Origin of the sequence: Segatella copri DSM 18205 (assembly GCF_025151535.1) — a bacterium.
In the GTDB taxonomy this organism is placed as follows: domain Bacteria; phylum Bacteroidota; class Bacteroidia; order Bacteroidales; family Bacteroidaceae; genus Prevotella; species Prevotella copri.
In genome coordinates this window covers 1,055,436-1,069,786 of sequence record NZ_CP102288.1, presented here as the reverse complement: position 1 = coordinate 1,069,786, position 14,351 = coordinate 1,055,436, and the positions used below count along the sequence as shown (strand labels likewise).

Genomic DNA, 14,351 nt, shown 5'->3' with positions numbered 1-14,351 from the left:
TCTTCTTAATTAAAGAGTTACTCCATTCTTGAAGATGGAGATTTCACGATAGCCATTATACTCGTTGCGAGCCTCCTCGCCACTTGCTACGGCTATAATCTTATCAATAAACTTGCTTACCAAGTCTTTCATTTCTACACCTTCTACCAGAGCGCCGGCGTTGAAGTCAATCCAGTTTGGCTTGTTCTTTGCCAGATTGCTGTTGGTAGAAATCTTCATCGTTGGCACAAAGGTTCCGAATGGGGTTCCGCGACCTGTGGTGAAGAGAACGAGCTGGCAACCTGCTGAAGCCAGAGCTGTGGCTGCTACAAGGTCGTTACCTGGAGCTGAAAGCAGGTTCAAACCGGTTGTCTCCAGACGGTCGCCATATTGGAGCACGCCGCTTACCGGAGCACGGCCGCACTTCTGGGTGCAACCCAAAGCCTTATCTTCGAGGGTTGAGATACCACCTGCCTTGTTACCTGGAGAAGGGTTCTCGCCAACCGGTTCACCATGGCTCAAGAAGTACTCCTTGAAGTCGTTAATCAGGTGAACGGTCTTGTCGAAGAGTTCCTTATTTTCGCAACGGTTCATCAGAATGGTTTCTGCGCCAAACATTTCCGGTACCTCTGTCAGGATGCTTGTACCGCCCTGAGCTACGAGCCAGTCGCTAAATTCACCTACCAATGGGTTGGCTGTAATTCCGCTGAAGCCGTCAGAACCGCCACACTTCAAACCTACGCGCAGTTTGCTTACCGGAACTTCCTCGCGCTTGTCTTCCTTAGCCAGGGCATAGAGGTTGCGCAGAATCTTCATGCCTTCCTCGAGTTCGTCGCCTTCAACCTTCTGTGTTACAAGAAGTTTGATGCGGTCGTGATCATAGTCGCCGAGCATCTTCATGAAATCATCTGGCTGGTTGTTCTCGCAGCCGAGCGAGAGAACGAGCACGGCACCTGCGTTTGGATGCAGACAGATATCGCGAAGCACCTTGCGGGTATTCTCATGGTCGCCCGAGAGCTGTGAACAACCGAAGTTGTGGTGCCATGCATGGATGGCGTCGATGCCTTCGCAGCCTGTTTCTTTCTTGAGGAGTTCTACCAGTTTCTCAGCCACGCCGTTAACGCAGCCCACGGTAGGAACTACCCATACTTCGTTTCTTACGCCTACTTCGCCATTCTTGCGAACGTAGCCCATGAAGGTGCGGTTTTCCTTAGCGATGTTAAGCTGCTCGTTAACCGGGTTGTAGGTATATTCGAGCGTACCGGCAAGATTGGTCTTGAGGTTGTTCTCGTTAACCCATTCGCCCGCCTTGAGACCGGTCTTTGCATGACCGATAGGGTAGCCATACTTCAGGATATCTGTACCCTCGGCTGCATCGTTGATGAGCACCTTGTGTCCTGCAGGTGTATCCTGCAATAATGTGATGGTCTTACCATCTACTTCAATCGTTTCACCCTTCTTCATAGGGCGCAAGCAAACCACTACCGAGTCGGCAGGGTTAATCTTGATAAAACTTGATTGTTCCATACGTAGTCTGTTTTTTATTTATTGTTTATAATTTATAATGTTTCTGTATTGTCGCTAGTTGGCTCCATACGCCCTGAAAGGGCAGAAGCTCCTAGCCCAGGGCATCGCCCTGGGTAATTACGGACGCAACCCTGTCGCCCTGTAAGGGCAAAAGCTTTAATTCTGCCAATTCGCCTTAGAGCTGGGTTCTGCGATAGAAATCTACGTTTTCCTTCATCAGCAGCTCGATAGGCATATAGTTTACCGGCGTAACTTTCTTCTTCAGCACGATGGCCTGGAAGAGCGTGTCTACGCAGGAGTAACCCTGCATGTAGGCGTGCTGGGCGATGAGGAAGGAAATGCTTCCTTCGCGCAGACAGCGGGCGTTTTTCTCTACCATATCATAGCCCATGATCTGAACGTCGCGGCGGTTGGTCTTCAGCAGGAAGTCGCCCACGATGTGCGCCTTCGAAGTCATGGTGATGCAATGGTGGATGTTCGGATGCACGGCAAAGAACTTCTCCAGCATTTTGACGAATTCTGCACGTGTGCCGCTCAACGGCAGGTCGAGCAAGGTAATCTTCACGTTAGGGAAGTGGTCGTGCATGTAATGGCGGAATCCTACCTCTCGGTTATCCTGCTGCTTGCTGACCACTCTTCCGTCTTTGGTCTGCCTCATGAGCAGGATTTCATCTTCCTTTGCTGCAAGCATCATCAGCATCTTGGCTGCGAAGAAACCGGAACAGAACGAATCCTGGCCGAAGAAAGAGAGCGGACGCAGATCGGGCATGTAGGAGTCGAGCAGGATGAACGGGATGCTTTTGTGATGCAACGCCTCGGTAAACTCGCGGGTCACATCGAGCGATGAAGGCACCACGATGACTCCTTCCGGACTGGCCTCAAGAATCTTGTTGCCTTCTTCGCGGAACGATTCCTCGCTGGAACGCTCATAGAAACGAATCGCTACATCGATATGGAAGTCACGTCGGGTATCTTCACATTTTTTTGCGCCTTCCTCTATTTCCTCCCAGTAAGCCTCCGATTCATGTTTCGGAATCAGCAGGTAGAAGGTATAGGATTTGTTGTAAGCCAGAGCGCTGGCGTACACATTAGGCTGATAATTCATTTCCTTGAGGGCTTTCTCGACCTTGTCGCGTGCAGGTTTCGACACGTTTGGACGGTCGTGCAGAACTCGGTCTACGGTTCCAACGGATACGCCAGCTCTCTCGGCAATATCCTTGATTCTGATTTTTTCGGCCATTGTTTTTTAGCATTACGGGTCTGGTTGCTTCGCGTGTACTTATTATATAAGGAGCCTCTCCTGGGGGCTACGATAGATAAAACGTCGCAGGTACTTCCAGCTGTGCACAGACCACAATTAGTATTAAGCAATTCTGTTGTGTGCGACCACAAGTACGAATTTTGCCGCAAATATACAACAATTTTTTGAATTGTGCGAAGACACAGCAACTTTTTTGCACGAAAAACAAAAAAAAATGCGATTTTATTTCGTTATTCGAGAAATTATGGTTATTTTTGCCCTCGAAATTGAATGACAACTGATAATTGAACTTCATTTCTCTACTGAAAAGTGGAATTTAATTTGTTACTCATAACAAACAAAATAAAAACAAAAAAATTAAAACTATCAAACATGGCAAAAATTGTAACATTAGGTGAGATCATGCTTCGTTTATCACCAGAAGGCAATGATCGTTTCATTCAGAGTGAATCACTTCGCATCATCCCTGGTGGTGGTGAGGCTAACGTAGCTGTAAGCTTGGCTAACTATGGTCATGATGCTTACTTCGTATCTAAGCTCCCTAAGCACGAGATCGGTCAGATTGCTGTCAACGGTCTCCGTCGTTACGGCGTTAACACAGAGTTCATCGCTCGTGGTGGCGACCGCGTAGGTCTCTACTATGCCGAGACTGGTGCTTCTATGCGCCCATCCAAGGTAATCTACGACCGTGCACACAGCGCAATTGCTGAGGCTGACCCATCTGATTTCGATTTCGACAAGATTATGGAGGGTGCCCAATGGTTCCATTGGAGCGGTATTACTCCAGCTATTAGCGACAAGGCTGCTGAACTTACCAAGTTGGCTTGTGAGGCTGCTAAGCGTCACGGCGTAACTGTTTCTGTTGACCTCAACTTCCGAAAGAAGCTCTGGACTTCTGAGAAGGCTATCTCTGTTATGCGTCCTCTGATGAAGTATGTTGATGTTTGTATCGGTAATGAGGAAGATGCTCAGCTCTGCCTGGGCTTCAAGCCAGACGCAGATGTAGAGGGCGGTAAGACTGATGCTGAGGGTTACTACGGAATCTTCAAGGGCATGATGAAGGAGTTCGGATTCAAGTATGTTGTTTCTACTCTCCGCGAATCTCTCTCTGCTACACACAACGGCTGGAAGGCTCTTATCTATGATGGTAAGGAGTTCTATCAGAGCAAGCACTACGACATCAACCCTATCATCGACCGCGTTGGTGGTGGCGACTCTTTCTCTGGTGGTCTGATCCACGGTCTTCTTACTAAGGAGACTCAGGGCGAGGCTCTTGAGTTTGCGGTAGCTGCTTCTGCTTTGAAGCATACTATCCCTGGCGACTTCAACCTGGTATCTGCTGACGAGGTAGAGAGCCTGGCTGGCGGTAACGCTAATGGTCGAGTTCAGAGATAATTATAGTTTAAAGTTTATAGTTGATAGTTTATAGACTGTCTTGCTTACGGCGTAGCTCCTATAAACTATAAACTATTCATTGTTAATTCATATAAGGTAATGGCAAAGTTTAGCAAAATGCAGGTTATGGCAGCCATGAAAGAGACTGGTATGGTACCTGTTTTCTTCAATAAGGATGTTGAAATCTGCAAGAACGTCATCAAGGCTTGTTACGAGGGTGGCGTACGTGTTTTCGAGTTTACTAACCGTGGTGACTTCGCTCACGAGATTTTCGGAGAGTTGGTAAAGTGGGCCGACAAGGCTTGCCCTGAGATGATTCTGGGTGCAGGTACAGTTGTTGATGCCGGTACAGCTTCTCTGTATCTCCAGCTCGGCGCTAACTTCATCGTAGGTCCTAACTTCAACCCAGATATTGCTCCAGTTTGCAACCGTCGTCTGGTTCCTTATTCACCAGGTTGCGGTTCTGTAACTGAAATCAATAATGCTCAGGCTGCCGGTTGCGACGTAACCAAGGTATTCCCAGCAGGTAACGTAGGCGGTCCTTCATTCGTCAAGAACGTAATGGCACCTTTGCGTTGGAGCAACATCATGGTAACAGGTGCCGTAGAGCCAACAGAGGAGAATCTTACTCCTTGGATCAAGGCTGGCGTTCTCTGCGTAGGTATGGGTTCTAAGCTCTTCCCTAAGGAGACTGTTGCTGCTGGCGACTGGGCTGCCATCACAGCCAAGTGTCAGGAGGCTCTCGGTTACATCGCGAAGGCTCGCGCTTAATTTAGGCTATTTTTCATCGAGATGCAGATTTCAGCATCCTTTTTTTCCATGTCGCCATCATCAATTCTGGTGGTGGCGGCATTTTTTCTTTCAGCTTGTTCTCCTGCGAATAAGGCAAGGGTAGATGAGCTGAACGAGCAATCCTATGCTTATCATTATCGCAATCTCGATTCTACTAAAGTGCTGGCTGAGAGGGCTTTGAAGCTTTCAGAAGATTATCCCTCAGGTCGTGCAGAAGCCTATAACAACCTTGCCTTCGTATGTATAGCCAAGATGGATTACAAGGGAGCCAAGGGATGGCTGAAGAAGATTGAAGAGGAGAGCGATAACCAGATAGAACTCGCTATTGCCGATGTTCAGAACATGCGACTCTGCCAGAGAGAATCGCACAACAAAGATTTTTATGCTTATCGCGAAAAGGCGATGAGGCGTTTGCGCAGAATTCGCGAAGAGGTGAATTCCATGCCCCCGAGAGAAAGCAAACGCGTGATTTATGCGAAATCTGAATTCTATATTGTGGCCGCCACCTATTTTTATTATGTGGGCTTAGACGAGCCGATGTTTCAGGAGCTTAACCGTCTGGACCCAGATGAGCTGGAACAGGATTCGGCACAATATCTCAACTATCTTTATAATATAGGTTCGGGCGGAGCTATCGTCAAGGGAACCGAAAACGAAATCAATCAGGCGGAATTCGACCGGCTGATCAGCTGCTACATGTTGGCTAGCGACCCTGCCCATCCTTATCCTTACTGGCAGGCTAACGCCCTGCAGTCTATTAGCGAGCACCTCAGAAAAGGAGAGGTGAGCGAATTCCTCATACGCAACAACCTGCCTGCCTTCCAGTATCTCAACATCGAGCAGATGCCGAACAATCTGCTGGCAGGCAACTTTGCCCAGCGTGCCCTCAACCTCTTTTCGAGCTACGGAGATGTTTATCAGACTGCCGGAGCCAACCGTACGCTGGCTGAATGTTTCTGGGATATCCATGATTATTCTTCGGCGCTCGACTGCCTGAATCATGCCCTGAACGACAACAAGGCCATCGAGCAGGCACCCGACCTCGTAGCGTCGATACGTGAAAGACTCTGCCTGGTTTATTCGGCTATAGATGATAAGCAGCAGAGCGATTACAACCGCAATATCTATCTGGATTTGCAGGACCGTTCGCGACAGGACCGCCAGCTGGAGGCACGTGCCGCGGCACTCGACGAGAACGCCCAGCAGCTCAACCTGATGATTGCTGCCGTGGTGGCGATGATTGTGCTCGTGGTGGTTCTGCTCTACGTATTCGACCGCATGAAACGCAAGAAGATGAAGAACCAGTCGATGGATGAACTGCTTGCACCTTTGCGTGAGTGGAGCGAGAATAACACTAGGAAAATCAACGAATTAAAAGATAAGCAGGAGGAGGTTCAGGATGAACTGAACGTAACCCGACTGCATATCGAAGAAAACAAGAAACGCAATCTGGAACAAAGGGCTAAGATTTCGCTCGTAAACAGCATTACGCCTTTCATCGACCGCATGATTCACGAGGTAAACCGACTCTCCGAAGGGGGCGAAAGCGATGAGGTGCGGCAGGAACGTTACCAGTATATCGCCGAACTCACAGATAAGATTAACCAATATAACAACGTGCTTACGGAGTGGATTCAGATGCGCCAGGGCTCACTCAGCCTGCGTATCGAAAGTTTCCCGCTCCAGCAGCTTTTCGATATTGTAAGCAAGGGCAAGATGAGCTTCCAGATGCAGGGCGTGAAACTCGATGTAGAACCTACAGATGCCGTGGTCAAGGCCGACCGCATCCTTACGCTCTTCATGATCAATACCATAGCCGATAATGCCCGCAAGTTTACACCCGAAGGCGGAAAGGTAACCATTAGCGCCAAGGTTTCTGACTTCGTGGAAATCAGCATCTCAGATACCGGAAAGGGTATGGACGAGGAGCAGCTGGCGCATGTTTTCGACCGGACCTATACGGGCGGTCACGGCTTCGGACTGCTCAACTGTAAGGGCATCATAGAGAAATATAAGAAGGTGAGTTCGCTCTTTGCCGGCTGCCAGATCAAGGCAGAAAGCAAGTTGGGCGAGGGGAGCCGCTTCAGTTTCCGTCTGCCTAAGGGCATCGCCCGCCGAACCCATCAGTTGTTGGGCATCTTCATCATGCTCTTCGTGCTGCTGTCGGCTGCGGTCCAGCCTTGCGAGGCTAAGAAGGCAAACGACATCCGCCAGCGCCACAATCATCACAAGACGAACGTAGATGCCAATCTCCAGCGTGCCGACGATTTTGCAGATAGTGCCTACTTCAGCAATATCAACGGCACCTACCAGCGCACCCTGGCCTTTGCCGATTCTTCGCGCCATTATCTCAACGCGTTCTATCTGTCGAAATATCCCGACGGCAAGTATCTCATGGTGGCTCATCCGGAGGTGGGAATGGCGGCAGAACTCTCCTGGATGCGCGAAGGGCTTAGAACCAATTATCACGTCATCCTGGACCTGAGAAACGAGTGTGCCGTGGCTGCCCTGGCGTTGCACCAATGGTCGCTCTACCAGAGCAACAACAAGGTTTATACCCAGCTGTTCCGCGAGATAAGTGCCGATAATACGCTCGATAATTACGTGCACACGATGCAGCAGAGCGAGAACTCGAAGACCGTGGCCGTGGTGCTGCTCATCCTGTTGCTGCTGCAGTTGCCGCTGGCTTATTATCTGCTCTATTACCGCCACGTGCTGAGCTACCGGTTTGCCATGATTGAGCAGACCAAGGCTAAGCGGACCGACGAGGCTGAGCAGGAATCCCTGAAACTGGAGCTGATGACCGATGAGCTGCATAGGGCTGAATATGAGAATGATAAGCTTCATATCTCCAATTCTGTGCTCGACAACTGTCTGTCTACGCTCAAGCACGAAACGATGTATTATCCGTCGCGCATCCGCCAGCTTATCGATTCGCAGCCCGATGATGTAGATTCGCTCAAGGAACTGGTAGCTTATTATAAATCGCTCTATTCTCTGCTCAGCGCCCAGGCGATGGAGCAGGTAGAAGGCAACATCAAGGCAGATGATTTCCTGAACCGCTATCTTGTTTCTCTGATGCGCGGCAATTCCAAGGATTACCATACCGGAGTGGCTGAGATTCCGGGTTCTGCCTACGTGAGATATTGGATTGACCAGCAGGATGTGGCCTATGATGCTGCGCTCCATGCCCAGCTCTTCACCCCTCTGACGGGCGATTTGCGCTATCTCCTGTGCCGGCAGATTGTGAGGGAACTGGGCGAGATTACCAATCTGCGCGGCTGCGGCATCAAGGCTTGCCAGGGCGATAAGGGTTGCCTCAGGATAGAGGCCGTGCTGCCGGCACGCATCAAATGGAAAAGTTTAAAATCATAAGAAAATAAAAATATCAGAAAATGGAAAATTTTAAAGTCATCATAGTAGAAGACGTGCCCCTGGAACTGAAGGGCACAGAGGGTATCTTCAAGAATGATATTCCAGAGGCTGAAATCATCGGTACTGCCGAGAGCGAAATAGCCTATTGGAAACTCATCAAGCAGCAGTTGCCCGATCTGGTTCTGCTCGACCTCGGACTGGGCGGTTCCACCACGGTAGGCGTAGAAATCTGCCGCCAGACCAAGGAGCAGTATCCTGACGTGAAGGTGCTCATCTTTACAGGAGAAATTCTGAACGAAAAACTCTGGGTAGATGTGCTCGATGCGGGCTGCGACGGCATCATTCTGAAGAGTGGCGAACTCCTTACGCGTGGCGATGTGGCGAGCTGCATGGGAGGTAAGAAACTGGTGTTCAACCAGCCTATCCTTCAGAAGATAGTAGACCGTTTCAAGCGGAGCGTAAACAGCCAGCTGATGCGTCAGGAGGCTCTGGTGAATTATGAGATTGATGAGTATGACGAGCGTTTCCTGCGCCATCTTGCGCTGGGCTATACCAAGGAGCAGATTACCAACCTGCGCGGAATGCCTTTCGGCGTAAAGAGTCTGGAGAAGCGACAGGCAGAACTGGTTCAGAAACTCTTCCCTGACGGCAACCACGGCATGGGCATCAACGCCACCCGCCTGGTGGTAAAAGCCTGCGAGCTCCGCATCCTCGATATCGACCATCTGCAGGCAGATGAAGAATAACTCGTTTCAATAAGCGCTTTTTAAAGAATGTATAAGAAAGTATTGGCCTATCTGGCATTATCGTTGGGAATAGCCGAAGTAGTGGTGATTCTGGTTTCGTGGCTGCTTACAGCTGCGATGCCCGAGTCGTTCACCCATTCGCTTACCAGCCCCGAGGGCATCCGCTGGTTTACGGGCCATTTTGTAGACCATCTCACCTCAGTATGGCTCGTATGGCTGGTGCTCATCAGCATCACCATCGGGGTGGTAAAGCAGAGTAGGGTGCTCCATTTCGACCATACCCAGTATCGCCAGCGCACGGCCTTGCGCCTGATGCTCATCGAGTTATGCATCTCTGCAGGTATCATGCTGGCGCTCACCCTCTTGCCCCATGCCATTCTGCTGAATGCCGTAGGAACCCTCTTTCCGGGTCCGTTCACGCATAGTCTCATTCCGTACATCTGTTTCTCGGTCATGGTGATGAGCATGAGTTACGGCATCATGAGCGAGAGCATCAAGGGCATCAGTCAGGTTTATGATGCGATGAATCAAGGCATCCGCCTCCTGTCGCCCTGCTTTCTTTTCTACATTCTCGTGATGCAGCTCTATACATCCATCCTCTATGTAATGGAGTAAGATAAAAGCCCCCGATGCTCGTTTCCTTGCATCAGGGGCTCTTTTCTTATTGTGGTAAAATCAGGGGGGCTGTTCGGTTTTTCGGGGAGTTCGCTTACTCCAAACCGTCACCCTCATTACCGCCGGTAGTTCCACCGCCTTCGGTATTTCCGCCGCCCGGGGTGTTATCCGAACCGCCGCCACCTGGGTTATTGTCTGGGTCTTCCACATCGCCCTTATCGTCGGAGGTAACGTTTTTCACCACCTTGCCGTTGCGGTCGTAACAGGTAATCTGGATGGAGGTTTCCTGCAGCTCGCGCTTGATGTCAACGCTTGGGGTGAAGATTACACGGCGGTTGGTAATCAGACTGGTAGCCACTTCGCCTACGGTAGGCACACTCTTGGCTCTTACGCCGAATCGCATGGTTCCCAATCCCGGAACGGCTACGGAATGGCCTTCGGTACACCACGCCTTGATAACCTCGCCTGCTGCATCCCAGCAAACCTGCATCACGCCCACGCTAACGCCGCTTCTGATAGCCGCCTCCTTGATTACCTTGCTCTCAGAGAGCTTGTTGTAAAGTTCGGTACCGAGGATGAATCTGTACTGACCCTTCATTTCGCCTACTTGGATAAGGGTCTCCTTTGCTTTCAAATTAATTGCCATAATCTTTTGATTTTTAAATGATGAATACTCTTGTTAACTTGTAAATCCTACCGGATGGTGATGGTTGGCACGTAGTAGGTAGAATCTACTTTGGTGGAGATGTTATTCTCCTGATGTTGCCGCTGGTTCTTTCCGATTACGAGTCCTGCCGTGCAGGAGCTGGATAGGAAGGTGACGATGGCTGAGCAGATCGCCACGATGAGATACCGGATGAATGCCTTCATGTTCTGGTTCATGATTTTTTTCTGCCCCCTGTTAAGTTTCGCTAGCGAAACGACTCGTTTCGAGGCTTGGAGTCTTGGTTTCATTTTCTTTTTTATTTTCCCAATTAGGAAGATATTTTTCTCCAACTGGGCAAGTGATTTTGCGCGCTTTCTGAATCACGATGCAAAGATACGAAATCCCGATTTATCAGGTGTGCGATAGCGTGCGATACCATGCGATAGCGGAACATTTTCTTTAAAACACTCAACATTTAACACTTAACGTTCAACATTGAAAAAGCCTCCGTTCCCAGCGATTCTATCGCTGGTCCGTCACCCGCCAAGTTAACACTAAACACTAATCACCAATAACTAATATCCCGGTTCCCCGAGGTTATCGAAAATAGCCTTTACCTGCTTAGGCGTGAACGACTTGCAAGTTTTTTCATATCCCATCTGCTGCAATTCATCCCAGAGCGGTTGGCAACGCCGAATCCAACTCATGAGATGATTCACGGCCGTGCGTGGCATACTCTCGGGAAAGTACATCAGCCCCAGTTCCTTCTTCGTATACGTGCGGTTTATAAAATTTTCCATAATCTCAATTTTTAAATCATTTGTTTATCGGCTCCTTGCTCCCGGAAGGTGCAGCAGCCCCTAAAAGATAGTATTCGCTGAAATCCTTGCAGCCCGGTGGCAACTGGTGGTGAACCAGCTGGGGGAGCATCTCCCTGAGTTGCATGAAGAGGCTTTCGCCCGGCACATCCTGATCGGGAAACATGTGGAATTCCACCTGATACAGTTTTCCGATATCCGTCAGCAGCTGCTTATCCTCGGGTTTGAGGAGCGTGGCAGAAGGGATGGCTATCGCCTTATGTCCGGCAGAAAGCATCGCCCAGCAGTCGCTACATCCCTCCGTAATGAACAGCCTATCGCCCGGCTTCAGTCTCTTCACAACCGGCAGGTTATAGATGCTGCATCTTGCGCCGTAAGGGAACCTGAAGCGGGGAGCATCCTGCTCCTTCTTGTAATCCAGGTTTCGGTTCTGAATACCGATAAGCCGCCCATCGGTATCGAAGTAAGGAATCTGCAGCCAGTTGATGCCCTTCTTATCCGTCCAGGAAGTAAGTCTGCACCAGTTCACCACTCTCCAGTCAATCTTCCTCTCCTCGAAGAGAAATCTCCGAGCTGCCTGGTTGAGCCAGGGATGTTCGAAGAACCTAGCATACCTGCTTGCATCGAAGGAAGATTTCCCCGAATCATCACCCGAAGAAGAACTATCGGATGAAGAGCCCGAAGAAGAATCCTCCTCCAGCTGAATCTGATGTTCCTCGGCGAGCCATCGGCAAGCCGCCGGAAAATCCTTCCCCAGGTATCTCATCACCAGGTCGATGGTGCCGATAGAACTCCTCATGCAGACATAGCATCTGCAGCTGTTCTTGGTCTTGTTGAACGTAAGGCTGGCGTGGTGGTCGTCATGGAAGGGGCAGAGCGCCTTATGGTGCTCCACCTTCATCCCCATCTCTTTCGCAACCTTCTCTATCGGAAGTTCGCGCAGTTTCTGAATCTCATATTTCTCCATCATATCCCTTTCCCTTTCTTTTTCTTGGCATCAGCAGCCATCTCCTTCTGCTCGTCATCAGCCTCTTTCTTCTTTCTTCCAGAGCCGCCACTCTTGCCCCTGTTCCGAGCGATTCCATCGCTCGTCCCACTTCCTGTCAAGTACTCCTCAGTCTTAGTATAAAGCCCCGTTTCTGCCGAAAAGGTGATAAACTTGCGAAACACCCATTTCCTGATTTGCCCCTTCGTGCCATCTTTCGATTTCCCCAGCTGCAAGCGGAGCGATTCCAGCTGCGCCTCGTTGAAAGGGTTTGGCAGGTCGTCAAGCAGGTTCTTAGGTCCTCTTCGCTGCGCCTCGCTTACCGAGTCAGCATCCTGGTTCAGCAGGTCGGCGAATAGCTGCATCTTGCTCCAGATATCATGATAAACCAGCCACTCCACAAGCTCACCCATCGCCTTCGTCCAAGTCTGGTCGTTCAGCACCCAGAGCAGGCAGCCCGCCTTCCATGCCGACACGATGGAGCGCTTTGAGATATCCCACAGCACATCATCATCCGTCAAGTCAGCAAGCGTAGCCATATCTGCCGCCAGACGGTCGGTAAGCGAGTTCAGAGGCTTGATGATAAACCGTCCCTTACAGATGCTGAGTTTCACCAGATACTCATCCAGCTTTTCAAAGAAACAGGCATCATATTCACCCTGTCTTGGAATCTTTCCCACTCGCGCCTGACGCGACTTATAAGAGAATACCATTCGGCCGAAAGTACCATTGAAGAGCTCGTTCTTGTAAAACTTGCGGGCTGCAAATGGGGTAGAAGAGAGCGTGAGATTGGCGCGCAGAACCGGATTACCTGTTATGCCGTCTGCCGTTGCTCTCAGAGCTCCGGCTCGCTGGCGGTCGTAGATATTGCGCAGCATCTGAGAGATCTGCTTATGTCCGCCACACATCCGGTCCGCCATCTCCACCTCGGGCAGATTGAGGTATTGCGTTCTCTCGCCCAACTTCTCGCATCCCATGGCATTCTGGATGAAGGCGGCGTTGGTGACATCTGAGGGTGGAAACCAGAAACTCACATCCGGGCGTGCCGGTTTCTCCTTGTTGGCCGACTTCGTTTTCATCTGTCTCTGCCATTCCACAAGCTTATCAAGTTCCTTCTCATCATGTTCACGGAAGTTGTGACAGATAGCTTCCACGATGTTGGACAGTTGTCCCTTATTACAGCCCGAATCGGCCACGAGATTGGCCATCATGCCACATAATTCCTTCCAACTGAGGTCAGGATATTGAAATTTCGCCTCACTTACCTGCGCTCCGAGTATCGGAAAGAGCATCGGAACTAAGGGTTCATGCATGTCTTTTGATACCTGAGAGAGCAAAAGTTGTACACATTCGGTGCCTTTTCCCAGCTTTGGCATCGTCGGAGCGGTTGAAATTGTGATATTATACTTCAAATTTTTTGTCTTCATTTCTTCTTAATTTATTGATTATGAGCTTTTTAGAGAGAAGTGGAGTTGGATGGAGCGTTCCAGTTCCAGTTGTTCCAATTAATTTTTTGAGCGTTCCATTCCACTTTCTTATATATATAACTATCTATATATTAAGTAGTTATAGAGTCTCTATAAAGGGATATTGTCCTATGAAAACCTATTTGGAACAATTGGAACAACTGGAACAACTGGAACGCTTGCCCGAAAATCACTTCTGTTTTGAGCCTGTTACCGGCACCCCCGAAGTCCCCATTTCCTCTAGAAAGCCTCAACTCCGTTTATCTGTCATCACTCTTGCCGCTAATGATTCGCAGCTCGTTGGCGGCACCCTGGCAGAAGTCCTGGAAGGTGAACCGCTCTGAGAACTGCGGGCGGTTGAAGGTAGGGTAGAGCGTACCGTCTTTCTTCCGGTTCACGTTGATGTACTTTCCTTCATACACGTGCGGATTTCTCTGCACCACCTTCTGCAGTTTCTTCTCCTGGTCATTCTGTACGAAGGTGAAGTGGTCTTCTTCGTCGTGCGTAATGGCTCCATCCAGATACTCGCCAACGGCCATGCGCCCTGGCTCCTTAGTCATCAACTTGAGGTCGATACCCAATTCTGTGTTTGGGTAGAATCCCTTTCCTGCCTTACCTGAACTTTCGTTCATATTGCCATTTAATACTATAATCATTTTTTGTTTGAGTATTAAATAAGCCTCTCTGGTACGATGACGTTCGAAGAGGTTTCCCCATCATCTTTTCTAGTACCATCATTCCCCATT

General features: G+C 49.7%; 13 protein-coding genes. 5 read left to right on the top strand and 8 right to left on the bottom strand.

Annotated elements, in window-relative coordinates:
* Positions 1-9: 9 nt before the first annotated feature.
* Together NQ544_RS04355 and NQ544_RS04350 are read right to left on the bottom strand one after the other, a co-directional pair.
* Positions 10-1,506 carry a UxaA family hydrolase gene (locus NQ544_RS04355; protein WP_006846597.1) on the bottom strand — a complete coding sequence of 499 codons (1,497 nt, stop codon included), beginning with the start codon at positions 1,504-1,506 and terminating at the stop codon, positions 10-12.
* A gap of 175 nt (positions 1,507-1,681) precedes the next feature.
* On the bottom strand, positions 1,682-2,746 hold the full coding sequence (locus NQ544_RS04350; protein ID WP_006846598.1) for a LacI family DNA-binding transcriptional regulator: 1,065 nt from the start codon (positions 2,744-2,746) through the stop codon (positions 1,682-1,684).
* A gap of 393 nt (positions 2,747-3,139) precedes the next feature.
* Here NQ544_RS04350 and NQ544_RS04345 point away from each other — a divergent pair, with 393 nt between their 5' ends.
* The 5 genes from NQ544_RS04345 to NQ544_RS04325 all read left to right on the top strand — a co-directional run bounded on the left by NQ544_RS04345 (position 3,140) and on the right by NQ544_RS04325 (position 9,690).
* Positions 3,140-4,162 carry a sugar kinase gene (locus NQ544_RS04345; protein WP_022121227.1) on the top strand — a complete coding sequence of 341 codons (1,023 nt, stop codon included), beginning with the start codon at positions 3,140-3,142 and terminating at the stop codon, positions 4,160-4,162.
* 99 nt (positions 4,163-4,261) lie between these two features.
* Positions 4,262-4,933 carry a bifunctional 4-hydroxy-2-oxoglutarate aldolase/2-dehydro-3-deoxy-phosphogluconate aldolase gene (locus tag NQ544_RS04340; RefSeq protein WP_006846600.1) on the top strand — a complete coding sequence of 224 codons (672 nt, stop codon included), beginning with the start codon at positions 4,262-4,264 and terminating at the stop codon, positions 4,931-4,933.
* 48 nt (positions 4,934-4,981) lie between these two features.
* Positions 4,982-8,329: a sensor histidine kinase gene (locus tag NQ544_RS04335; protein WP_006846601.1), complete on the top strand. Its 3,348-nt coding sequence runs from the start codon at positions 4,982-4,984 to the stop codon at positions 8,327-8,329.
* Positions 8,330-8,349: 20 nt separating this feature from the next.
* Positions 8,350-9,075 (top strand): DUF5932 domain-containing protein, encoded by a 726-nt coding sequence (locus NQ544_RS04330; RefSeq protein ID WP_006846602.1) that lies wholly within the window; start codon positions 8,350-8,352, stop codon positions 9,073-9,075.
* A 27-nt stretch (positions 9,076-9,102) separates the two neighbouring features.
* Entirely contained in the window at positions 9,103-9,690 is a 588-nt protein-coding gene (locus NQ544_RS04325; RefSeq protein WP_006846603.1) for an AbgT family transporter, read from the top strand.
* Positions 9,691-9,784: 94 nt separating this feature from the next.
* Here the strand turns inward: NQ544_RS04325 and NQ544_RS04320 are convergent, their stop codons facing one another.
* From NQ544_RS04320 to NQ544_RS04295, 6 genes are all read right to left on the bottom strand, one after another.
* Positions 9,785-10,336 carry an HU family DNA-binding protein gene (locus NQ544_RS04320; protein ID WP_006846604.1) on the bottom strand — a complete coding sequence of 184 codons (552 nt, stop codon included), beginning with the start codon at positions 10,334-10,336 and terminating at the stop codon, positions 9,785-9,787.
* A gap of 47 nt (positions 10,337-10,383) precedes the next feature.
* Complete coding sequence (locus NQ544_RS04315) at positions 10,384-10,644, bottom strand: hypothetical protein (RefSeq protein ID WP_155814054.1); 261 nt, start codon at positions 10,642-10,644, stop codon at positions 10,384-10,386.
* A gap of 267 nt (positions 10,645-10,911) precedes the next feature.
* The gene (locus tag NQ544_RS04310) at positions 10,912-11,136 is read right to left on the bottom strand and encodes a DUF4248 domain-containing protein (protein ID WP_006846606.1); all 225 of its coding nucleotides are present in this window, start codon (positions 11,134-11,136) and stop codon (positions 10,912-10,914) included.
* 16 nt (positions 11,137-11,152) lie between these two features.
* On the bottom strand, positions 11,153-12,124 hold the full coding sequence (locus tag NQ544_RS04305) for a CHC2 zinc finger domain-containing protein (protein WP_153134098.1): 972 nt from the start codon (positions 12,122-12,124) through the stop codon (positions 11,153-11,155).
* Positions 12,121-13,566: a hypothetical protein gene (locus tag NQ544_RS04300; RefSeq protein ID WP_006846609.1), complete on the bottom strand. Its 1,446-nt coding sequence runs from the start codon at positions 13,564-13,566 to the stop codon at positions 12,121-12,123. The genes NQ544_RS04305 and NQ544_RS04300 overlap by 4 nt, the downstream gene beginning before the upstream one ends.
* A gap of 299 nt (positions 13,567-13,865) precedes the next feature.
* Positions 13,866-14,261: a hypothetical protein gene (locus NQ544_RS04295; protein WP_006846610.1), complete on the bottom strand. Its 396-nt coding sequence runs from the start codon at positions 14,259-14,261 to the stop codon at positions 13,866-13,868.
* Positions 14,262-14,351 lie beyond the last annotated feature (90 nt).

Excerpts from the sequence above, each read along its gene's own strand:
- NQ544_RS04355 (WP_006846597.1), bottom strand. The coding sequence starts at position 1,506 with ATGGAACAATCAAGTTTTATCAAGATTAACCCTGCCGACTCGGTAGTG.
- NQ544_RS04350 (WP_006846598.1), bottom strand. The coding sequence starts at position 2,746 with ATGGCCGAAAAAATCAGAATCAAGGATATTGCCGAGAGAGCTGGCGTA.
- NQ544_RS04345 (WP_022121227.1), top strand. The coding sequence starts at position 3,140 with ATGGCAAAAATTGTAACATTAGGTGAGATCATGCTTCGTTTATCACCA.
- NQ544_RS04340 (WP_006846600.1), top strand. The coding sequence starts at position 4,262 with ATGGCAAAGTTTAGCAAAATGCAGGTTATGGCAGCCATGAAAGAGACT.
- NQ544_RS04335 (WP_006846601.1), top strand. The coding sequence starts at position 4,982 with ATGTCGCCATCATCAATTCTGGTGGTGGCGGCATTTTTTCTTTCAGCT.
- NQ544_RS04330 (WP_006846602.1), top strand. The coding sequence starts at position 8,350 with ATGGAAAATTTTAAAGTCATCATAGTAGAAGACGTGCCCCTGGAACTG.
- NQ544_RS04325 (WP_006846603.1), top strand. The coding sequence starts at position 9,103 with ATGTATAAGAAAGTATTGGCCTATCTGGCATTATCGTTGGGAATAGCC.
- NQ544_RS04320 (WP_006846604.1), bottom strand. The coding sequence starts at position 10,336 with ATGGCAATTAATTTGAAAGCAAAGGAGACCCTTATCCAAGTAGGCGAA.
- NQ544_RS04315 (WP_155814054.1), bottom strand. The coding sequence starts at position 10,644 with ATGAAACCAAGACTCCAAGCCTCGAAACGAGTCGTTTCGCTAGCGAAA.
- NQ544_RS04310 (WP_006846606.1), bottom strand. The coding sequence starts at position 11,136 with ATGGAAAATTTTATAAACCGCACGTATACGAAGAAGGAACTGGGGCTG.
- NQ544_RS04305 (WP_153134098.1), bottom strand. The coding sequence starts at position 12,124 with ATGATGGAGAAATATGAGATTCAGAAACTGCGCGAACTTCCGATAGAG.
- NQ544_RS04300 (WP_006846609.1), bottom strand. The coding sequence starts at position 13,566 with ATGAAGACAAAAAATTTGAAGTATAATATCACAATTTCAACCGCTCCG.
- NQ544_RS04295 (WP_006846610.1), bottom strand. The coding sequence starts at position 14,261 with ATGATTATAGTATTAAATGGCAATATGAACGAAAGTTCAGGTAAGGCA.